Origin of the sequence: Pseudomonas bijieensis (assembly GCF_013347965.1) — a bacterium.
Lineage (GTDB): Bacteria > Pseudomonadota > Gammaproteobacteria > Pseudomonadales > Pseudomonadaceae > Aquipseudomonas > Aquipseudomonas bijieensis.
In genome coordinates this window covers 1,199,562-1,217,966 of the sequence record NZ_CP048810.1, presented here as the reverse complement: position 1 = coordinate 1,217,966, position 18,405 = coordinate 1,199,562, and the positions used below count along the sequence as shown (strand labels likewise).

Below are 18,405 nucleotides of genomic sequence, written 5' to 3'. Positions count from 1 at the left end.
CTGTATCTTTCGCGACACATTTTTGTCAGCCTCCCGATGTGGGTGGCTTGTTTCCATTAGGATTGTGCATCGATGCGTCGGATTCTCGTTTCACTGTGTGTGCTCCAGGCTTATTCCGTTTCCACCTGGGCTGAAGAGCCAACCCCTGCCAACCCCGCGACCCTCGAGCTGCAAGCCACGGACATCGTCGGCGCTGCAGACTATGAGTCAGCACAGGGCCCGGTGAAGGGCTATCACGCCACCCGCTCAGCCAGTGCCACCCGTACCGACACGGCGATCCATGAAACCCCGCAATCCATTTCCGTCGTGTCCCGCGATGTGGTCGAAGACCTCAGTGCCACGCGCCTGCAAGACGCCCTCGATTACGCCGGCGGGGTAGGCCGGGCCAACAACTTCGGTGGCCAGGGCCTGACCACCTTCACCGTACGCGGTTTCACTACCGGGGAGTTCTACCGTAACGGCTTCCCGATCAACCGTGGCTACCCGAACATGCCGGACGCCAATACCATCGAGCGGTTGGAGGTCCTGCGCGGCCCAGCCACCATGCTCTATGGCCGTGGCGACCCGGGCGGTACCTTCAACGTGGTGTCCAAACAACCGTTGGCTGAGCGCAAGGTGACCCTGGGCAGCCAGGTCAGCGACCAGGGGATGCGTCGCGGTACGCTCGATGCGTCCGGTCCATTGGACGAAGAAGGGCGCCTGGCTTATCGCCTGAACGTGATCGGCGAGGGCGGTGATACGTTCCGTGATCACGTCGAGACCGAGCGCTACGGTGTTGCGCCAGTGGTGACCTGGCAGGTCAACGACACCACGCGCCTGACCTTCGAAGGCGATTTCATGCGTAACAATGCGCCGTTGGACCGTGGCTTGACTCATTACGCCGGCCAGCGCGGCACCGCGTCGCGCGATACGTTCTTCGGCGAAAAAGACGCCGGCAAGCTGCACAACGACAACAACATGTTGCAGGTGCGTTTCGAGCACATGCTCAACGACGACTGGACCCTGGCCGGCGGTACCCAATGGCTCGACGGCACCTTGCAGGGTAATGCCGTGGAAGGCAACGGCATTGCCGCCGATGGGCGTACCCTGGGTCGCAACTTCAACTACCGCAAGCTGGAATGGACCGACCGCGACACCCAACTCAACCTCACCGGGCATTTCTCCACCGGCGGGTTCGAGCACACGCTGTTGACGGGCATCGAGTATGAAGACTACGACTACCAGTCCATCATCCAGCGCTCCGCCGCGGGCACCGGTGCCTACCCGATCGATATCTTCGACCCGGTGTATGGCCAGCCGCGTCCGGCACTGACGCGTACGCCCACCGATGACCAGGAAAATCTCAAGACGTTTGGCGTATTCGTGCAGGATCAGGTGGCGTTGACTGAGCGCCTGAAGGTGTTGGCTGGGGCGCGGTTTGAGCGATTCGAGCATGAGTACGAATCCTTCGTCCCTCAGGCTCGGCCCGGTAGCCGTAACTGGGACAAGACTGAAAATGCTGTCACCCCACGCCTGGGGGTGATCTACGATCTGACCGATACCGTTGCGCTCTACGCCAACACCGCGCGCTCGTTCAAACCCAACACCGGAGCCAGTCGCCAGGGGCAGGGTGAGGGGTTTAAGCCGGAAGAGGGCAAGTCCTACGAAATGGGCGTCAAGTGGGAAGCGCTGGATCGTCAGTTGAGCGTTGATGCGGCGATCTACCAGATTGAAAAGCGCAACGTACTCACGCCCGATCCGCTGGATTCCACCTTCAACGTGGCTGCCGGGGAAGTGCGCAGCCGTGGTTTCGATTTGAATGTGGCGGGCAATTTAACGCCAGAATGGCGCGTGATCGGTGGCTACGCGTATGTAGATGCCGAAGTGACCAAGGACATCAATATCCCAACCGGCACCCGCTTGCTCAACGTGCCCAAGAACTCCTTCAGCCTGTTGAACGTCTACGAGTTCCAGGACGGTGGCCTCAAGGGGCTCGGCCTGGGCCTGGGCGCCAAGTACGTCGATGAGCGCGCCGGCAATACGGCGGCCAACACCTTTAACATGGACAGCTACACCGTCGTCGACCTGCTCGGCTACTACAAGGTCAACGAGCGGATCCGCTTCAACCTGGACCTGAAGAACCTGTTCGACGCCGACTACGAAGAGGGTGCATTCGGTGGCGTCTATGCCTACCCAGGCGCACCGCGGACCGTGCAGGCCGGCATCTCCTACACGCTCTGAATCCAGTGCGTCATGAAAACCCCGAAGGTCCTGCCTCCGGGGTTTTTCTTTTTACCACTTGCCGCTGCTCATGCCGCCGTCCACCGGCAGTATCGCGCCGGTCGTGAAATCAGCGCCCGCCAGATACAACACGGCTTCGGCAATTTCCTCGATGGTGCCCACGCGACCGGCCGGGGCCAGGTTGTCGAGGAAGTCGCGGTGCGCCGGGTCGTGCATGGGCGTGTCGATGATGCCGGGGGCGACCGCGTTGACCTTGATGTTGTGGGGCGACAGTTCCAGGGCCAGGGCGCGGGTCATCTGGTTGACGCCGCCCTTGATCAACACCGGCAGGGCTGCCGGTACCTGGATGTTCGGTTGCAAGGCCACGGCAGCCGAAATGTTGATGATGAAGCCTTGCCGGCGCCCGATCATGTGTGCGGCAGCGGCCTGGCTGGCATAGACGAGCCCCTTGAGGTTGGTGTCCAGCAGCGCGTCCAGGTCCTGGGGGCTGTATTCGACGAAGGGTTTTGGCAGGAAGAACCCGGCGTTGTTCACCAGCCCGTCAACGGCACCAAACGCCTCGACGGCTTGGGCGATGAGGGCGGCTGAAGTGGCCGGGTCAGCGATGTCGCCGGCCACGCCGATGAAACCGGCCGGGTGACCGAGCTGGGCAGCGGCAGCGTCCAGGCCGGACGGGGAGCGGGCATTGCCCACCACGTTATACCCCCTGGGCCAGGAACGCCTTGACCAAACCCAGGCCGATCCCGCTGGAAGCGCCGGTGATGATGACGGTTTTGTTGAGGCTCATGATTGACTCCTGATCACATTGAGTTGAACCGGTGCGCCTGTATGGCGGTGGTTGAGCTCAGGGTATTGATGCCTCAGAGTTTGATAAATAAGGATTCTGGTACTTGAGTTGATACGTCATGTAATCAATGACTGAATCAACACAAGCCACTGTGGGAGCGAGCCTGCTCGCGATAGCGGTACATCAGCCGACTCAAATGTTGACTGACGCACCGCTATCGCGAGCAGGCTCGCTCGCTCCCACAGAGTTATTGGGGTGATAGACATAGAAAGCCCGGTCAATCGGACCGGGCTCGAAAGGGCAGAGCGTTATTCCTTCGGAAGACTTCGATACTCCGTCGTGGTCATTCCCGCATATCCCCAGTTATCCGTGTCCACTTCCTCTATCACGATATGAGTCAAGTGTGGGTCCTTGCCCAGCACGCGCTGGAGGGTTTCGGTGATTTCGGAAATCACCTGGGCTTTCTGTTCCCGGGTCACGCCGTCACGGGTAATTCGCACGTTTACGAAAGGCATGTTGCACTCCTGCTGCTGAGAAAATGCGCAGGAGTATTCCCGCGCCATTGAAGGACCACTGTATTTATACGCCGCAGGCTGATAAACAGGCTTTTGGCAACTTCAGTTGATACGCGGTGTAATCAATCATGAAACGTCATTTCGAAGATCTGCAGTTGGGCAGCATAGAACTGTTCTGCCTGGCGGCGGAGGCGGGCAGTTTCACGGCAGCGGCGCAGTTGGCGGGGGTTACTCCGGCAGCGGTGAGCCGCTCGATCTTTCGTCTGGAAGAGCGCCTGGGTTCACGACTTTTCGTGCGCACCACCCGCAGCATCCGCTTGACCGAAGCCGGCAGGACCTATTTCGAGCAATGCCGCCAGGCGTTGACGCAACTGGTGGAGGCGCAACAGGAAATGATGGGGGCGCAATCGGTGCCGTCCGGGCAACTGCGTATCAGCCTGCCCACCACGTACGGTCATCACCGCATCCTGCCCTTGCTGCCGGCCTTTAGGGCGCTGTACCCGCAAGTGACTGTAGACCTGCACCTGAGCAATCGAAACATCGATTTCGTCGCCGAGGGGTATGACCTCGCCATTCGGGTACGGGCCCAACCCGACTCGTCGATGATCGCCCGACTGCTGGAAGACGCGAAACTGGTGGTGGTCGCGTCCCCGGATTATCTGCGCAAGGCCGGCACGCCCCAGGCCCTTGAAGACCTGGACGATCACGAGTGCATCCAGTTCGAATTGCCCAGTAGCGGGCGACGGATTTCCTGGTTGTTCAATGTCGAAGGCAAGGAAAAGGAGGTATTCGGCGAAGGGGGGTACTGTTGTTCGGACGATGTGCTTGGTGGCGTGACGCTGGCCAAACATGGCGCCGGTTTGTTCCAGACCTACAAGTTCATCGTGGAGCAGGAACTGGCCAACGGGCAATTGGTGGAGGTGCTTGCGCCTTTCGCGGGTCGCTCACGTCCGTTTACCTTGCTGTATCCCCACGGCCGGTACGTGCCGCAGCGGGTGCGCGCTTTTGTGGATTTTCTGCTGCAGTACCGGGAGCAGTGGGCCGCGATATGAGGGGAAAACACAACGGGCGAGAAGAGCAAACCGTGGCGAGGGGAGCTTGCTCCCGCTGGGCTGCGTAGCGGCCCCAGGATTTTGCGGTTGCTGCGCAACCGAGCGGGAGCAAGCTCCCCTCGCCACAATGGATCACCATAAACTCAAATAATGCACTAATTACCCGGCCTAGCTCGTTATCAGAACCGAAACGCCTGACGACCGATCAGCAGCCACTTGCCATTCTTCTGCTTCTGCCAGATCTGGAAATTCTCGATTTCCGTCGGCACCACCTCTGTGCCCTTGAGCGCCTGCGCCGAGAAGTGATTGCGCACCAGCGCCACGTCACCTGACAAGGTGATTTTCTGGTTCTGCATCTCCAGGGTCTTGAACGCGCTCTTGCCGGTTTCGATATCGGCGATGAAGGCTTTCTTGTCCTGGATGTTACCGCTGGAGTGCCCGTAGGTGAGGTTTTCGGCGGCCAGGGCCTGAAGTTGTGGGATGTCTTTGTGCAGCATGGCTTGGGTCAAATGATCGACCGCCTGAGCTACTTCTTGCTCGGGCGATGTAGCGGCTGCTGCTGCATAGCCGCTGAACAGGCACAGCAAGCTGATGACCAATGTGGCTTTTTTCATGGGGATTTCCTTATTTTTGTAGGTATCGGGAACGCGAGCGATTCGACGCTCATCGGTCATCGTACAACTTGTCGAGAAGAACTGGAATAGGGCGCTGGCAAACCCATCAGACACATGGCTCAAGGGCGCTGGTCATATGGCGAGGGAGCAAGCTCCCTCGCCACGGGTTTCACATGCCACAGTTTTTGTGTATCGCTTAAAGTCCCTCCCGAACCGCCCCCCGAATCCCCTCCAGCAACATGGTGAACGCCGGGTTGTCGTTGTCCTCGCGCCACACCAGGTGCAACTCGCTTTGCACTCCTTCGCCCAGGTCGATCTCGCGAAACACCACCTGCTTGAACACCACGCTGGTGGCGCAACGCGGTACCAGGGCCAGGCCCATGCCGGCGTTGACCAGCGCCAGGATCGTCAGCGACGACCCCAGCCATTGCACGAATTGCGGCGCGACCCGGGCCGAGCGCAGCATGCCGGTAAGCAGTTCGTTGAAGGGCGGGTAGGCGGTGTGGGAGTACATCAGGAACGGCTGTCCATCCAGGTCCTGGACGCTGACGGATTCGGCGCTGGCCAGCGGATGCCCGGCAGGCACCGCCAGCACGAAGGGCTCACGCACCAGGCATTCGGTGGCGTAGCCGGTTTCCAGCAGCGGCGAGCGGACGATGCCCAGGTCGATGCGCCGGGCGCGCAAGGCTTCGTGTTGTTGGTAGGTGTTCATTTCCGCCAGGACGATCTTCACTTGGGGCTGTTTCAGCCGCGCCTCGGCAATCACCTTGGGCAAGAACTCATACACCGCACTGCCGACGAAGCTGATGGTCACCGAGCCAATGTCGCCTTGGGCAAAACGTTTGGCGGCTACGGCAGCTTGTTGCGCCTGTTCCAACAGGTTTTGCGCCTCGATGAAAAACGCCCGGCCGGCGGCGGTAAGCGCCACGCTGCGGGTACTGCGGGTGAACAGCTCGACGCCCAGGTGATGTTCCAGCAATTGGATCTGCCGGCTCAGCGGTGGCTGGGTCATGTTCAGGCGTTCGGCGGCGCGACGGAAGTTGAGTTCGGTCGCCACGGTGGTGAAGCAGCGCAACTGGGCCAGTTCAAACATTGATTCAATCCAGGTATCAATCAAGTGCCAAGTTAGATTAGACGGGAACAATCCACCGCGTCCATCATCGTCCCGTTCCCCACAAAAACAATGATCGGGAGGCACCCCTTGAATAACGTAACGGACTCCACCCATGACAGCACCCTGGCGCTCGCGACGGCCAAGGTCAAACGTCATGTCCTGCCGCTGGTGGTGGTGATGTTCATCGTCAACTACATCGACCGGGTCAACATCGGCTTCGTGCGCAGTCACCTGGAAACCGACCTGGGCATCGGTGCCGCGGCCTACGGGCTCGGCGCCGGGCTGTTCTTCATCGGCTACGCGCTGTTCGAAGTGCCGTCCAACATGCTGCTGCAACGCTACGGCGCGCGGGCCTGGCTGACGCGCATCATGTTCACCTGGGGCGCGGCGGCCATGGCCATGGCCTTTGTGCGCGGCGAGACCAGTTTTTATGTGCTGCGCTTCATCCTCGGCGCGGCGGAGGCGGGGTTCTTTCCCGGCATCATCTACTACTTCACCCAATGGCTACCCGCCAATGAGCGCGGCAAGGCGATGGCGATCTTCCTGAGCGGCTCGGCCATCGCCTCGGTGATTTCCGGCCCGGTGTCCGGCGCCTTGCTGCACATCAGCGGGATGGGCCTGCATGGCTGGCAGTGGATGTTCCTGATCGAAGGTTTCGCCTCCATTGTGCTGTGCGGGTTCGTCTGGTTCTGGCTGCAATCGCACCCGAGCCAGGCCAAATGGCTGACGACTGAAGAAAAAACCGTATTGATCGCCGCCATCGCCGAAGAGCAACGGGCCCGGGAAGCGGCGCAAGTGATCAAGCCGTCGATGTTCAAGTTGCTGGCCGACCGACAGATCGCGCTGTTCTGTTTCATCTACTTTTCCATCGCCCTGACCATCTACGGCGCCACGTTCTGGCTGCCGAGCATGATCAAGAAAATGGGCAACCTGGGGGACTTCCAGGTCGGTTTGCTCAACTCTATCCCGTGGATCATTTCCATCGTTGCCATGTACGGCTTTGCCGCCCTGGCCGGCAAATGGAAGTTCCAGCAGGCCTGGGTTGCGGTGACGCTGGTGGTGGCTGCGTTCGGCATGTTCATGTCCACCACGGGTGGGCCGATCTTTGCCTTCGTGGCGATCTGTTTTGCGGCGATCGGTTTCAAGGCCGCGTCGGCGTTGTTCTGGCCGATTCCTCAGGGCTACCTGGATGCGCGCATCGCCGCGGCGGTGATCGCCCTGATCAACTCCATCGGCAACCTCGGCGGCTTCGTGGCGCCGACGGCCTTCGGTTTCCTGGAGCAAACCACCGGGTCCATCGAGGGCGGTCTGTATGGGCTGGCGATAACCTCGCTCGTCGCCGCCGTGGTGATCTTTTTCGCCCGCACCGCGCCCAAGCGCGACACCCCGGATGCCGGTCGACCTGGAACCGTTGCCGATGCCGACCAGCCGGAAAAAAACCAAGCCTTGAACCCTGGCCCATCGGGAGCCGCTGTATGAAGATCAAACGCGTCACTGTCACCCCCATCGCCTTTCGCGACCCACCTTTGCTCAACGCCAGCGGCATCCATGAGCCGTTCGCGCTGCGCTCGATCATCGAGATCGAGAGCGACAACGGTTACATCGGCCTGGGGGAGAGCTACGGCGATGCGCCGGCCCTGGCGATCCAGCAGCAGTTGCAGAGCCAGTTGATTGGCCTGGATCCGTTCAATCTCAACCAGTTGCGAGCCATCGTCCAGGCGACCGTCGCCGCACAGAAACCGCCGAGCCTGGCCGGTGCCGAACTGGCGCCGGGTTCCCATGCGAGCAAGGCAGTGAGCAATGCCTATTCGGCGTTCGAAGTGGCCTGCCTGGACCTGCAGGCCCACTACCTGAACGTGCCGCTGGTGGACCTGTTGGGTGGTGCGATTCGCGACGAGATTCCGTTCAGCGCCTATCTGTTTTTCAAGTATGCCGAGCACATCGATTCGCCGTATCCGCCAGACAGTTGGGGCGAGGCGCTCGACGAGCAGCAGATCGTTGCCCAGGCCCGGCGGATGATCCAGGACTATGGCTTCAAGAGCATCAAGCTCAAGGCCGGCGCCCTCGATCCAGAGCATGAAGTCGCCTGCATCAAGGCGTTGAAACAAGCGTTTCCCGGCTATCCGCTGCGCATCGATCCCAATGCCAACTGGTCGCTGGAAACCTCGATTCGCATGGCCGAGCTGCTGGGCGATGACTTGCAGTACTACGAAGACCCGACGCCGGGGCTGGAAGGCATGGCCGAGCTGCACAAGCGCACGGGACTGGCGCTGGCGACCAATATGGTGGTCACCGATTTCGACGAGTTTCGCCGTAGCGTAGCGTTGAACAGCGTGCAGATCGTATTGGCTGACCACCATTACTGGGGCGGCCTGCGGGACACCCAGGCCTTGGCGAAAATGTGCAGCACCTTCGGCCTGGGCGTGTCGATGCATTCGAACTCGCACCTGGGCATCAGCCTCATGGCCATGGCCCATGTGGCGGCGGCGGTGCCGAATCTGGACTATGCCTGCGACACCCATTACCCGTGGCAGGAACCGGATGAGGAAGTGGTCAAGGGCGGCAAGCTGCCGATTGTCGACGGCTGCGTGAAGATCACCCGGGCGCCTGGCCTTGGTCTGGAGTTGGACCGGGATCAACTGGGCAAGCTGCATGACCAGTTTCTCGGTTGCGGCATCCGCCAGCGCGATGATGTGCGGCAGATGCAGCGCTATCGACCGGACTGGAAAACCGTCAAGCCGCGGTTCTGAGGCGAAGGTGAGGGGCCTGCTGCGCAGGCCAGCGGGGGCAAGCTCCTGTGGCGAGGGGATTTATCTGTGGGAGCAAGGCTTGCCCGCGATAACCGCGCCGCGGTCGAACAGTTGAAGCGCGTTATCGTTCATCGCGGGCAAGCCTTGCTCCCACAGATCCCCCTCGCCACAGGTCGGTGGTATTGATCCCCCCTACATTCCCCGGCCATCCTGCGGCCCCCACCCAAAGTACCGCACCCGCCTGCATCGGGGTCTTACACCCAAACTGCCGCACCCGCCAACCTCGCCGTCTTACACCCAAACTGCCGCGCCAGGCCGGCGCTTCCAAAGCATTCGCCAATTGCCTCCAAGGCAGCGTATGACGCGCCCCGGCGCCTTTCGATAATCGCCTCCGACATCCCGTCCCCTGTTGCGGAGCGCGCCATGCACAACAATAAAAATACCCGCCAACGTTTTTTGCCTGCAGTCCTCGCCGGTGTTTCGAGCCTGGGCCTGATGCCTTGGGCCAACGCCGAAATCATGCTGTACGACAAGGACCAGACCACCTTTTCCACCGACGGCTACATCAACGCCTTTTACGTCAACAGCGACGTGGACCGCGCCGGTGAGCAGTACGACCGTCGGCAGGCGCGGGTCAAGATGGGCTTCTTGCCCAACTACCTGGGCTTCAACATGGGCAAGCAGGTCGATGACCTCAAGCTCGGTGCCCGGGCCTCGTTCTGGGTGACCATCAACGACAGCGAAACCAACGGCACCGACACCGCCATCGACGTGCGCCAGTTCTACGGCACCGTGGCCAACCCGGAGTGGGGCGAGGTGCTGATCGGCAAAGACTTCGGTCTGTTTGCCCGCTCCAACATCCTGCTGGACGAACTGCTGGCCGGTTACGGTCAGGTCAGCGACACCCTGGGGCTGGTAGACGGCGGTGGCGTCTCGTTCGGCAACATCGGCAGTGGTTATCCGTACCCGTTCCCGACCTCGCAGATCACCTACCGCACGCCGGTGATGGATGGCTTGCGAGTGGCGGTGGGAATCATGGACCCGGTGGACACCAACGACAACAGCGCCACCGGCAAGGCCTACCAGGAGAACCCGCGTACCGAGAGCGAGATCACCTACCAGTTCGACCTGGGCGGGGCGAAGATCTACAGCTGGCTCAACGGCAGCTACCAGACCTCGGACAATACCGACTCCACCGTCGAATCGGTCACTTCCAAGGGCCTGGGGTATGGCGTGCAGGCCAAGATGGGCGGGTTGTCGCTCACCGGTTCGGGGTTCCAGGCCAAGGGCATCAACCCGTTCTTCACCAACAACGCCGGTGAAGCCACCCTGCGCAATGTCGACAGCAAGGGCTACCTGTTGCAGGGCTCCTACAAGCTGGGCAAGAACCGCCTGGCGCTGTCCTACGGCAAGACCGATGACGACGGCAATGGCGTGGTGGGCAGTGGCGCCGATTACGAAACCCGTGGCGTCGCGTTGTTCCACGACATCAATGACAACCTCAAGCTCGTGGCCGAGTACAACCAGTTCGAAATCAACGGCCACGATACCAGTGCCCAGAACGAAGACACCGACACCTTTGCGGTGGGGGCGGTGCTCACCTGGTAAGGGGGACGACGCTGTCTGTGGGAGCAAGGCTTGCCCGCGATAGCCACGCCGCGGTCAAACAGTGGAACCGCGTTATCGTTCATCGCGGGCAAGCCTTGCTCCCACAGGCCTTTGCTATTGGGGCTGCGCATCAGCCCCCTTTTTTCAATGAGACGTCCCCTCGGCGAACTCGATCTTGTTGCCGACGTTGTACTTGCCCGAAGGTTTGTTCATGGGCAGGCGCTTGATCTCCTTGAGGGTGTTGCTGTCGTAGACGATCAGCGCGCCATCGGTATCCCAGATGCTCACTAGCAGGTAGCGGCCATCGCGGGTGAACTCGACGTGGGCGGCGGTTTTGCCGGGCACGGGTCGCAGGGTGTGGGCGATTTCCAGGGTCTGTTTGTCGATCAGGTGGATGGCATCGTTGTCGGGGCCGAAGAACACATCGGTCCAGGCGTAGCGCGAGTTGGCGTGGCTGCGCAGGAAGAAACCCGGCCCCAGCGTGGGGATCTGCTTGATGACTTTCCAGGTGTCGAAGTCGATCACCGAAATCAGCCCCTTGCTGATGTTGGGCGTGGCGAACACCCAATGCCCATCGCGCTTCCAATAGGTCCCCGAGCCCAGGTGGGGCATGCCCGGCAAGGCGATGTCAGTGACGACCCGGCCGGTGTCGAGATCGATCACCTGTCCGCCCTGAGCCTTGCGCGAGGTGGCGAGCAATTGCCGGTAATCGGGCGAGAAGGAAAAATCGTCCAGGTAATCCTCGGCCTCGATACGCCTGGGCACAAAGTCCGGGTTCGGCCCGGTGGACAGTTCCCAGACCTCTTTGACGTCTTTCAAAGCCACGATGAAGCTGTTGCGCGGCGGCGCGGTATAGACCGCACTGACTCGCGACGCCTGGCCGTCCAGCCCCACCGTTGCAAGGGTCTTGACCGGTGACAGGTCGCGGGCATCGAGCACTACCAGATTGCCGGGCAGGGTATTGCCCACCAGCACCCAGCGACCGTCCTTGCTCACCGCCAGGTTGCGGGTATTGAGCCCGGCCCGTACCTCGGCGATGAGCTTGAGGTTATGCAGGTCATACAGGCTGATCCAGCCGTCCCGGGAGGCGAAATAGACGAAGCGCCCGTCGGGGGAAAATTTGGGGCCGCCATGCACCGCAAAATGTGAGGCGAAGCGCGCCAGGACTTCGAAGCGATCGCCGTCGACGATATTGACGTGATGATCGCCAGCTTCCACCACCACGAACAGGTTCAGCGGGTCGGCGTGGTGCTGGGGTTTATCGGGCAGGGTAGCGACATCCGCCAGCAGGTGATGACTGCGACGAGTGTCGTCCTCGCTCCAGGTCGGTTCGACGGCGGGCGGACGCTGGAGATAGTGGGTCAGGCCATCGATCTGCGCAGGCTCCAGCACCGCACCGAAGGCCGCCATCTGGCTGGCCGGGCGTCCATTCTCGATCACCTGGCGGATCTCGTCGGGCTTGATCCGGCTTAGGCTCTGGGGCAACAGCGCCGGCCCGGCGGCGCCGATGCGATTCACCCCGTGGCACTGCTGGCAGTGTTGCTGGTAGGTCTGTTCGGCCAAGGCCAGGTCCGGTTCAGCCGCCGTAGCGCCCGGGACGACACCGATCCACAACAACGGGGCAAGCCAACCGATTCTCATGATGCCACCCTCGCGATACCAGGCTGGAGCGGTATGGCCGGGTGCAGGCGGGCCGGATGCTCCAGTAGCTGATGGGCGAACAAACCGACCACCTTGCCGATCACCGTCAAGGTCGGCAGGCCTTCGGCGCATGCCAGGGCCATCTCCGGCAATTGCTGGAGGGTGCCGCGCAGGACCTGCTGGTCGGGGCGCGTGCCGTTGCTGATCAGCGCCGCCGGGGTATCGGCCGCCAGACCTGCCGCGATCAGCCGCGCGGCGATGGTGCCCAGGTTCGACAAGCCCATGTAGAACACCAGGGTCTGGCTGTCATCCGCCAGGCTTTGCCAAGGCAGGTTCAAATCCCCTTCGCGTTGCAGGTGGCCGGTGATGAACCGGCAGGAATTGACCAGGTCGCGATGGGTCAAGGGAATGCCGGCATAAGTGCTGCAACCGGCCGCGGCGGTGATGCCCGGCACGACTTGGCAATCGATACCCCGGGCCAGCAGATACTCCAGTTCCTCGGCGCCGCGACCGAAGATGAACGGATCGCCGCCCTTGAGTCGCACCACCCGTTGTCCCTGGTCGGCCAGGTCAGCCAGCAGTTCGTTGATCTGCGGTTGGGGCAGGCTGTGGCAACCGGCGGCCTTGCCGACGTAATGCCGGGCGCAGGTCAGTGGGATCAGGCTGAGCAATTGCGGGCTGATCAAACGGTCGTAGACCACCGCGTCGGCCTGCATCAACAGACTCCAGGCGCGCAGAGTCAGCAGGCCCGGGTCACCGGGACCGGCGCCGACCAGGGCGACTTCACCCGGTCTGAAGGGCGATTGCAGGGCAGCGGGCAAAACGATGGAGGCAGGCATGGGACTTCCTTGGTTCGATATCAGGTTCGCCGTCGGTCATCAGGCGCAGGGCGTCGCAACGCTGGGGATCGCGTGCAAGCCGATTTCTTCGTCGCTGAGGTGGCAGCCGGGGTCCTGGCCCCAGAGGTCGCCGTCGGCCCAGGCGCGGGTGCGGGTATTGCCGTTGCAGATCGCCAGCCAGCGGCATTGCCCACAGCGGCCACCCACGGCCCGCGGGTGTTCGCGCAGCTTGAGCAGCAGGGCATCGGGGCGCTCTGACCAGAGTCTCTTGAATGGGGTCTGGCGGACATTGCCCACCGAGTGCTGCCACCAGTACGTGTCGGGGTGGACCTCGCCGGTATTGTCGATGTTGGCGATGCCGCTACCCGACGCGTTGCCGCCCCAGGCCCGCAGCATCCGTTCCAGTGCGGTGTAGTGTTGCGGTAGTCGGCGGGATACCCATTGCAGCAACAGGATCGCATCGGCGTCGTTGTTGCCGCTGACGAAGTCACTGTCGCGGCCCTGTTCGATGTCGTGCCAGGCCCGCTCGAAGATCAAGGTCATGGCCTCGCGGCTCATCTGCTGGTGGGCATCGAGCTTGCGACTGCGCTTGCCGCGTCCGCTGTAGTTCAGATGCGACAGATAGAATTTCTGCACATCGTATTCGTTCATCAGGTCCAGCAACCGGGGCAGTTGAGCATGGTTCTGCTGGGTGAGGGTGGTGCGCAACCCGACCCGGATCCCTTGTTCGCGGCAGAGCCGGATGGCCGCCATGGAGCGGGCGAAACTGCCCTTGAGCTGGCGGAATTCATCGTGGATCGCTTCCAGGCCGTCGATGCTGATGCCGACGTAATCGAAGTGTGCCTCGCTGATGTGCTGGATATTGCTCGCGTCGATCAGTGTGCCGTTGGTGGACAGGGCGAGGAAAAGGCCCTTGCCGCGGGCATAGGCGCTGAGCTGGAAGAGGTCGTCGCGCAGCAAGGGTTCGCCGCCGGACAGGATCAGCACGCGAACCCCGGCATCATGCAGGTCATCGATGACCTGGAGCGCCGCCGCGGTGTCCAGTTCATCGCGAAACACGCTGTCGGCCGAGGTCGCATAGCAGTGTTTGCAGGTCAGGTTGCAGCGCCTGAGCAGGTTCCAGATCACCACCGGCGGGCGCTGGCTGCCCGGTGGCGCGACCCGTGGAGGGGGGCATTGCCCGGCCAGGGCTCGCAGGTAGTGGCTGATCCTCAACATAAAGCGTTCCTTCATTGTGGGAGCAAGGCTTGGTGGGAGCAAGGCTTGCCCGCGATGAAGCCGATGCGGTCCTTCATAAAACCGACGCACCTGTTTCGCGAGCAAGCTTTGCTCCCACAGGCGACAGGCGCAGGCCGGTTTTTTTCAGGATGCGGCTGCTCACCAGCATGTCGTCGGCGGCACAGGCGTCCCCCAGCAGGTAGCGCAGGTGTTCGCGGTAGCTGTCGATTTCTTCGCGGCTACGGCCATGGACCATGGCGAACAGGTTGTAGCGCCAGCCGGGCCGGCGCGGGCGCCGGTAGCAATGGCTGACGAAGGGCTGCGCGCCCAGCAGCGCGCCGAGGCGTGAGATGTCGGTGTCGGCCACGTCCCAGACCGTCATGCCGTTGTGGCGATAGCCCAGGCGATAGTGATTGGGCACGGCAGCGATGCGGCGGATCGCGCCTTCGGCCTGCAAGCGCTTGAGCAGGTCGAGGGTGGATTCCACACTCAGGCCCAGTTGCTCGGCCAGCCAGGCCCAGGGGTCTTCGAGCAAGGGCAGGCCGGCCTGGGTCAGTTCCACCAGCCGCAGGGCCAGGGGCGTTTCATCCGGCCGTGGTGGCACTTGCCACAAAGACTCAGACGGGGAAATACAGGCCGACATGGTAGGTCTCCTCTTTGGGCAGGTTCAGCGGCACCAGGCCGGTCAGATGTTCGATGCGCAGCAGGGTGTCGTTGATTGCCTGTTCGCTGGGGCAGGCGAGCACGAACCACATGTTCCAGGCGTGCTCGCGGCGGTAGTTGTGGGCGACCTCGGGCATGTCCGCGAGCAGCTCGGCGATGGCCTCGAAGCGCGGCTCGGGCACCGCCAGCGCCGCCAGGGTGAACGCACCGCCCAGGCGATCGATGTCGAACATCGGGCCGAAGCGGGTGAGCACGCCGTCGTTGAGCAGCTCATGCAGGCGGTCGAGCAATTCGCTAGCGCTGCTGTCCAGTTCATGGGCCAGGGCCTGCCAAGGATGACGGACCAGCGGCAGTCCCAGTTGCAGGCGATTGATCAGGCGGCGGTCCAGGTCATCCATCGCAGCGGGCTCCGGCCGGCGCGGCGAAACGTCCGCCGCATTGCTTGAACAGGTGCGTGCTGAACAGCAACTGGTGGGGCAGGTCGTCCAGCAGATGCTCTTCCAGCAGCGCCTGGACCTGGGCTTCGACACGGTCACGCTGGCGACCGTGGATCATGCAGAACAGGTTGTATTGCCACTGGGGCAGACGCCGGGGGCGTTGGTAGCAAAGGCTGATGCCCGGCGCCTGGCCGAGGCGACGGCCGACTTCATCGACCAAGGCGTCGGGCACGTCCAGCACCAGCATGGCGTTGGCGGCAAATCCCAAGGCGCGATGGTTGACCACCAGGCCTACGCGCCGGAACAGACCCTGTCCATGCCAGCGCTGCATCTGCTCGAGCACTTGTTGCTCGCTGGCCTCGATCTGCTCGGCCAGGGCCTGGAAGGGCCGCGATGTCAGGGGCAGGCCGGTCTCCAGCAGACGGCGCAGTTCCAGTGACTGTTGCTCACTCAGGGCGTTTTTCATGGGGTGGCCTCCAGGGCAAAGCCCAGGTCGATGCGATAGGCGGTCAGCATGGGCAGGTCCAGCGGGGTGAGACCAGTGTCGTGTTCCAGTTCCTGGAGGATGTTTTCCAGGTGGGCACGGGTGGGGCCGGTCAGTACGAACCACAGGTTGTAGCGATGTTCCCGGGCATAGTTGTGATTGACTTCCGGGTATTGGCTGATGCGTGCCGCCACCTGGTGCAAGCGGTCTTCGGGCACAGCCAGGGCGGCCAGGGTGCTGGCGCCGGCCCGGGTGTGTTCGAACACCGGGCCGACCCGCGACAAGGTCCCGGCCACTTGCAGGTGTTGCAGGCAGTCGATGACCTGGGCTTCGCTGCAGCTCAAGGTCTCGGCCATGGCTCGATAGGGCTCGGCGCACAACGGCAGGCCATGCTGGAATTGATCGATCAGGCGCCGGGCCAGTGAGCTGGATGTCATGGTCAATACCCCGGCTTGTGCGCGCGGCTGCTGAAGAAAATACCGCTGGGGCTCAGGGCCGGCAGGCTGCCCAGGCGTTCGAGCCGATACGGGTTCCAGACCTGTACCTCGCCACCGTCCCGGGCGGACAGCCACAGCTGGTCACCTCGTGCGGTGAACTCCATGTGCAACACGGCCGGTCCCGGTCGCAGGTCTGCGACGACGGCGTGAGTCTGGGTGTCGATGACCTGGACGCGGTCGTTGTCCGGGTAGGCGAAGTTGACCCACAGTTGCCGGCCGTCCGGTCGCGCGGTGACGAACACCGGTTGGCCGGCCACGGCGATGGCGTCGGTCTGCTGCCAGTCCCGGGCATTCATCACCAGTACCTGGTGATGCCCGACGGCAGGCACGAAGGCTTGCTGGTCGGCCAGGGCCCAGCCTTCCAGATGCGGCATCTTGTACACCGGGAGCCGATCCTGGCCGCGCCCGTAATGCCCCAGCACCCGTTTTACGCCGTGTTCCGGATGCCACAGGTCGAGTTGGGCCATGCCGTCTTCACCGAACAGCCCGGCCATGTAGTAACGCCCATCCGGGGTGATCAGTGCGTCGTAGGGTTGTTGGCCGATGGCGGTGAAACGCTCGATGCTCGGGGTGAGACCCTGGCTGAAGTCGGCGGTCCAGATCTCGCCGGTGTCGAACAGGCTGAACACGAAGCGTTGTCCCGGGGCGTCCACCAGACCCACCACTCGCGAACGTTTCTTGCCGTCAGGCAAGGGTGTGGCCGGAATGTCGGCGACCTGTTCCAGGGTCTGGGCATCGAACACCTTGACCCCGCCGGGTTCGTAGTTGGAGACGGCGATCAGCTTGCCGTCCTGGCTGATCGCGCCGCCGATGCTGTTGCCGCCCTGGATGATCCGGCGGTCGATGCGCGCGCTCAGCAGGTCGACTTTGCTCAGGCCACCATCGCGGCCGAACACATAGGCGTAGCGCTGGTCGCGGGAGAACACCACCGAGGCGTGGGAGAGGTCGCCCAGGCCTTCAACGCGGGCGAGGGCGGTGCGGGTATCGCTTTCGATGATTTGCAGGCTGCCGTTGGCACGCTCCACCACTACGCCCAGATCGCCGGTGCCGCGCAGCGGTGTCTGGGTGCAACCGCAGAGCAGCAGGGCGATGGCCGTGAAGGACAGGAAAGAACGGATCATGAGGCGGGTTTTCCTTGAAGGAGCCGGTCCACCAGCCAGCGAATGTCGTCGGGCGCAAGCAGCGGTGCCCAACCGGGCATGGCGCTGCCGGGCCGTCCGAGGGTGACGGTGGCGATGAGGCTGTCGCGGGATTTTCCGGCCAGGGCTTCGAGGGTCAGGGGTGGGCCGAGGCCGCCGGTCATGTACAGGCCGTGGCAGGCGCCACAATCCTGGTCCAGCAGGTGTTGCAGTTGGGCCTGGCGCTGGCTGTCGGGAGCGGCCAGCACGCAGGAGGAAAAAAATAAAGAGGAGGGTGGTCATCGAGGTGGTAAAGCGGTGTCGTTCCATGACGTCCTCCGAGATTGAGTTGCATCGCTTTTGTGGCGAGGGAGCTTGCTCCCGCTGGCTGCGCAGCAGCCCCTTGGGTTTACCTGACACACTGAGTCGCCAGGTTGCTATTGGGGCTGCTGCGCAGCCCAGCGGGAGCAAGCTCCCTCGCCACGGGTTTTGTGTCAGGCAGGTCCTGCCTACAAGGCCTTTTCTGCCTGTGTTATTTAAGGGTCAAGACCCACGCAGCGAGGATCTTGGCTTCTTCTTCCGTCACGGGGTTGGCCGGCATCGGCATCGGTCCCCAGTTGCCTTGCGTACCCTCCTTGATGTGTTTGGCGAGCACGTCTTGCGCCCCCGGGACACTGGCGTTTTTTTGCCGCGACCTCCTTGAGCGCCGGGCCCACCACCTTGGTGTCGATGGAATGGCAGGCTGCACAGGGCTTGCTCTTGAACAGCGTCGGGCCGTCTTGTGCCAGCACCGGCAGGCTGTAGGCGGCAGTCAGGGCCAAGGCAATCAGAATAGGCTTCATGGTTTT

Annotated in this window: 17 protein-coding genes and 2 pseudogenes; 5 read left to right on the top strand and 14 right to left on the bottom strand. The window is 62.5% G+C overall.

Annotation, left to right across the window (positions count from 1 at the left end; all coding sequences use genetic code 11):
• Positions 1–72 precede the first annotated feature (72 nt).
• Positions 73–2,220 carry a TonB-dependent siderophore receptor gene (locus GN234_RS05070; RefSeq protein WP_176688000.1) on the top strand — a complete coding sequence of 716 codons (2,148 nt, stop codon included), beginning with the start codon at positions 73–75 and terminating at the stop codon, positions 2,218–2,220.
• Positions 2,221–2,271: 51 nt separating this feature from the next.
• Here GN234_RS05070 and GN234_RS05065 read toward each other — a convergent pair.
• A pseudogene (locus tag GN234_RS05065) lies at positions 2,272–3,007 on the bottom strand (SDR family NAD(P)-dependent oxidoreductase).
• Positions 3,008–3,315: 308 nt separating this feature from the next.
• Positions 3,316–3,522 (bottom strand): tautomerase family protein, encoded by a 207-nt coding sequence (locus GN234_RS05060; protein ID WP_025213530.1) that lies wholly within the window; start codon positions 3,520–3,522, stop codon positions 3,316–3,318.
• Between the two features lie 128 nt (positions 3,523–3,650).
• Between GN234_RS05060 and GN234_RS05055 the strand changes: the two genes are divergently transcribed.
• Positions 3,651–4,574: a LysR family transcriptional regulator gene (locus GN234_RS05055; protein WP_109756167.1), complete on the top strand. Its 924-nt coding sequence runs from the start codon at positions 3,651–3,653 to the stop codon at positions 4,572–4,574.
• Between the two features lie 179 nt (positions 4,575–4,753).
• Here the strand turns inward: GN234_RS05055 and GN234_RS05050 are convergent, their stop codons facing one another.
• Positions 4,754–5,188 carry a nuclear transport factor 2 family protein gene (locus GN234_RS05050; RefSeq protein ID WP_176687999.1) on the bottom strand — a complete coding sequence of 145 codons (435 nt, stop codon included), beginning with the start codon at positions 5,186–5,188 and terminating at the stop codon, positions 4,754–4,756.
• A gap of 196 nt (positions 5,189–5,384) precedes the next feature.
• Complete coding sequence (locus tag GN234_RS05045; protein WP_116832244.1) at positions 5,385–6,281, bottom strand: LysR family transcriptional regulator; 897 nt, start codon at positions 6,279–6,281, stop codon at positions 5,385–5,387.
• A 198-nt stretch (positions 6,282–6,479) separates the two neighbouring features.
• On the opposite strand from GN234_RS05045, the gene GN234_RS05040 reads away from it, so the two are divergent.
• The 3 genes from GN234_RS05040 (at position 6,480) to GN234_RS05030 (ending at position 10,660) form a co-directional block, all read left to right on the top strand.
• Positions 6,480–7,781: an MFS transporter gene (locus GN234_RS05040; protein WP_233459565.1), complete on the top strand. Its 1,302-nt coding sequence runs from the start codon at positions 6,480–6,482 to the stop codon at positions 7,779–7,781.
• Positions 7,778–9,052, top strand: coding sequence for a glucarate dehydratase family protein (locus tag GN234_RS05035; RefSeq protein ID WP_176687997.1), 1,275 nt, complete (start codon positions 7,778–7,780; stop codon positions 9,050–9,052). Before GN234_RS05040 ends, GN234_RS05035 begins: the two co-directional genes overlap by 4 nt.
• A 423-nt stretch (positions 9,053–9,475) precedes the next feature.
• Positions 9,476–10,660 carry a porin gene (locus GN234_RS05030; RefSeq protein ID WP_109756162.1) on the top strand — a complete coding sequence of 395 codons (1,185 nt, stop codon included), beginning with the start codon at positions 9,476–9,478 and terminating at the stop codon, positions 10,658–10,660.
• 144 nt (positions 10,661–10,804) lie between these two features.
• Here GN234_RS05030 and GN234_RS05025 read toward each other — a convergent pair whose 3' ends face one another.
• The 10 genes and pseudogenes from GN234_RS05025 to GN234_RS04980 form a co-directional block, all read right to left on the bottom strand.
• Complete coding sequence (locus GN234_RS05025) at positions 10,805–12,301, bottom strand: nitrite reductase (protein WP_176687996.1); 1,497 nt, start codon at positions 12,299–12,301, stop codon at positions 10,805–10,807.
• Positions 12,298–13,140 (bottom strand): uroporphyrinogen-III C-methyltransferase, encoded by an 843-nt coding sequence (gene cobA / locus GN234_RS05020; RefSeq protein ID WP_163853901.1) that lies wholly within the window; start codon positions 13,138–13,140, stop codon positions 12,298–12,300. Before cobA ends, GN234_RS05025 begins: the two co-directional genes overlap by 4 nt.
• 39 nt (positions 13,141–13,179) lie before the next feature.
• Positions 13,180–14,358 (bottom strand): heme d1 biosynthesis radical SAM protein NirJ, encoded by a 1,179-nt coding sequence (nirJ, locus tag GN234_RS05015; RefSeq protein ID WP_176687995.1) that lies wholly within the window; start codon positions 14,356–14,358, stop codon positions 13,180–13,182.
• A gap of 73 nt (positions 14,359–14,431) precedes the next feature.
• Entirely contained in the window at positions 14,432–15,001 is a 570-nt protein-coding gene (ahbB, locus tag GN234_RS05010) for a siroheme decarboxylase subunit beta (protein ID WP_176687994.1), read from the bottom strand.
• Complete coding sequence (locus tag GN234_RS05005) at positions 14,976–15,419, bottom strand: Lrp/AsnC family transcriptional regulator (RefSeq protein WP_163853895.1); 444 nt, start codon at positions 15,417–15,419, stop codon at positions 14,976–14,978. The genes ahbB (GN234_RS05010) and GN234_RS05005 overlap by 26 nt, the downstream gene beginning before the upstream one ends.
• Positions 15,412–15,924, bottom strand: a complete 513-nt coding sequence (ahbB, locus tag GN234_RS05000) for a siroheme decarboxylase subunit beta (protein ID WP_176687993.1) — start codon at positions 15,922–15,924, stop codon at positions 15,412–15,414. Before ahbB (GN234_RS05000) ends, GN234_RS05005 begins: the two co-directional genes overlap by 8 nt.
• On the bottom strand, positions 15,921–16,379 hold the full coding sequence (locus tag GN234_RS04995) for an Lrp/AsnC family transcriptional regulator (protein WP_176687992.1): 459 nt from the start codon (positions 16,377–16,379) through the stop codon (positions 15,921–15,923). Before GN234_RS04995 ends, ahbB (GN234_RS05000) begins: the two co-directional genes overlap by 4 nt.
• A 2-nt stretch (positions 16,380–16,381) precedes the next feature.
• Positions 16,382–17,560, bottom strand: a complete 1,179-nt coding sequence (locus tag GN234_RS04990) for a cytochrome D1 domain-containing protein (RefSeq protein WP_109756154.1) — start codon at positions 17,558–17,560, stop codon at positions 16,382–16,384.
• A complete protein-coding gene (locus tag GN234_RS04985; RefSeq protein ID WP_176687991.1) occupies positions 17,557–17,826 on the bottom strand; it encodes a c-type cytochrome in 270 nt (89 codons plus the stop codon). The genes GN234_RS04990 and GN234_RS04985 overlap by 4 nt, the downstream gene beginning before the upstream one ends.
• Before the next feature lie 263 nt (positions 17,827–18,089).
• Positions 18,090–18,399, bottom strand: a pseudogene (locus GN234_RS04980) (c-type cytochrome).
• Positions 18,400–18,405 lie beyond the last annotated feature (6 nt).

Coding starts and splice junctions, on each gene's coding strand:
- GN234_RS05070 (WP_176688000.1), top strand. CDS start 73: ATGCGTCGGATTCTCGTTTCACTGTGTGTGCTCCAGGCTTATTCCGTT.
- GN234_RS05060 (WP_025213530.1), bottom strand. CDS start 3,522: ATGCCTTTCGTAAACGTGCGAATTACCCGTGACGGCGTGACCCGGGAA.
- GN234_RS05055 (WP_109756167.1), top strand. CDS start 3,651: ATGAAACGTCATTTCGAAGATCTGCAGTTGGGCAGCATAGAACTGTTC.
- GN234_RS05050 (WP_176687999.1), bottom strand. CDS start 5,188: ATGAAAAAAGCCACATTGGTCATCAGCTTGCTGTGCCTGTTCAGCGGC.
- GN234_RS05045 (WP_116832244.1), bottom strand. CDS start 6,281: ATGTTTGAACTGGCCCAGTTGCGCTGCTTCACCACCGTGGCGACCGAA.
- GN234_RS05040 (WP_233459565.1), top strand. CDS start 6,480: ATGTTCATCGTCAACTACATCGACCGGGTCAACATCGGCTTCGTGCGC.
- GN234_RS05035 (WP_176687997.1), top strand. CDS start 7,778: ATGAAGATCAAACGCGTCACTGTCACCCCCATCGCCTTTCGCGACCCA.
- GN234_RS05030 (WP_109756162.1), top strand. CDS start 9,476: ATGCACAACAATAAAAATACCCGCCAACGTTTTTTGCCTGCAGTCCTC.
- GN234_RS05025 (WP_176687996.1), bottom strand. CDS start 12,301: ATGAGAATCGGTTGGCTTGCCCCGTTGTTGTGGATCGGTGTCGTCCCG.
- cobA (WP_163853901.1), bottom strand. CDS start 13,140: ATGCCTGCCTCCATCGTTTTGCCCGCTGCCCTGCAATCGCCCTTCAGA.
- nirJ (WP_176687995.1), bottom strand. CDS start 14,358: ATGTTGAGGATCAGCCACTACCTGCGAGCCCTGGCCGGGCAATGCCCC.
- ahbB (WP_176687994.1), bottom strand. CDS start 15,001: ATGTCGGCCTGTATTTCCCCGTCTGAGTCTTTGTGGCAAGTGCCACCA.
- GN234_RS05005 (WP_163853895.1), bottom strand. CDS start 15,419: ATGGATGACCTGGACCGCCGCCTGATCAATCGCCTGCAACTGGGACTG.
- ahbB (WP_176687993.1), bottom strand. CDS start 15,924: ATGAAAAACGCCCTGAGTGAGCAACAGTCACTGGAACTGCGCCGTCTG.
- GN234_RS04995 (WP_176687992.1), bottom strand. CDS start 16,379: ATGACATCCAGCTCACTGGCCCGGCGCCTGATCGATCAATTCCAGCAT.
- GN234_RS04990 (WP_109756154.1), bottom strand. CDS start 17,560: ATGATCCGTTCTTTCCTGTCCTTCACGGCCATCGCCCTGCTGCTCTGC.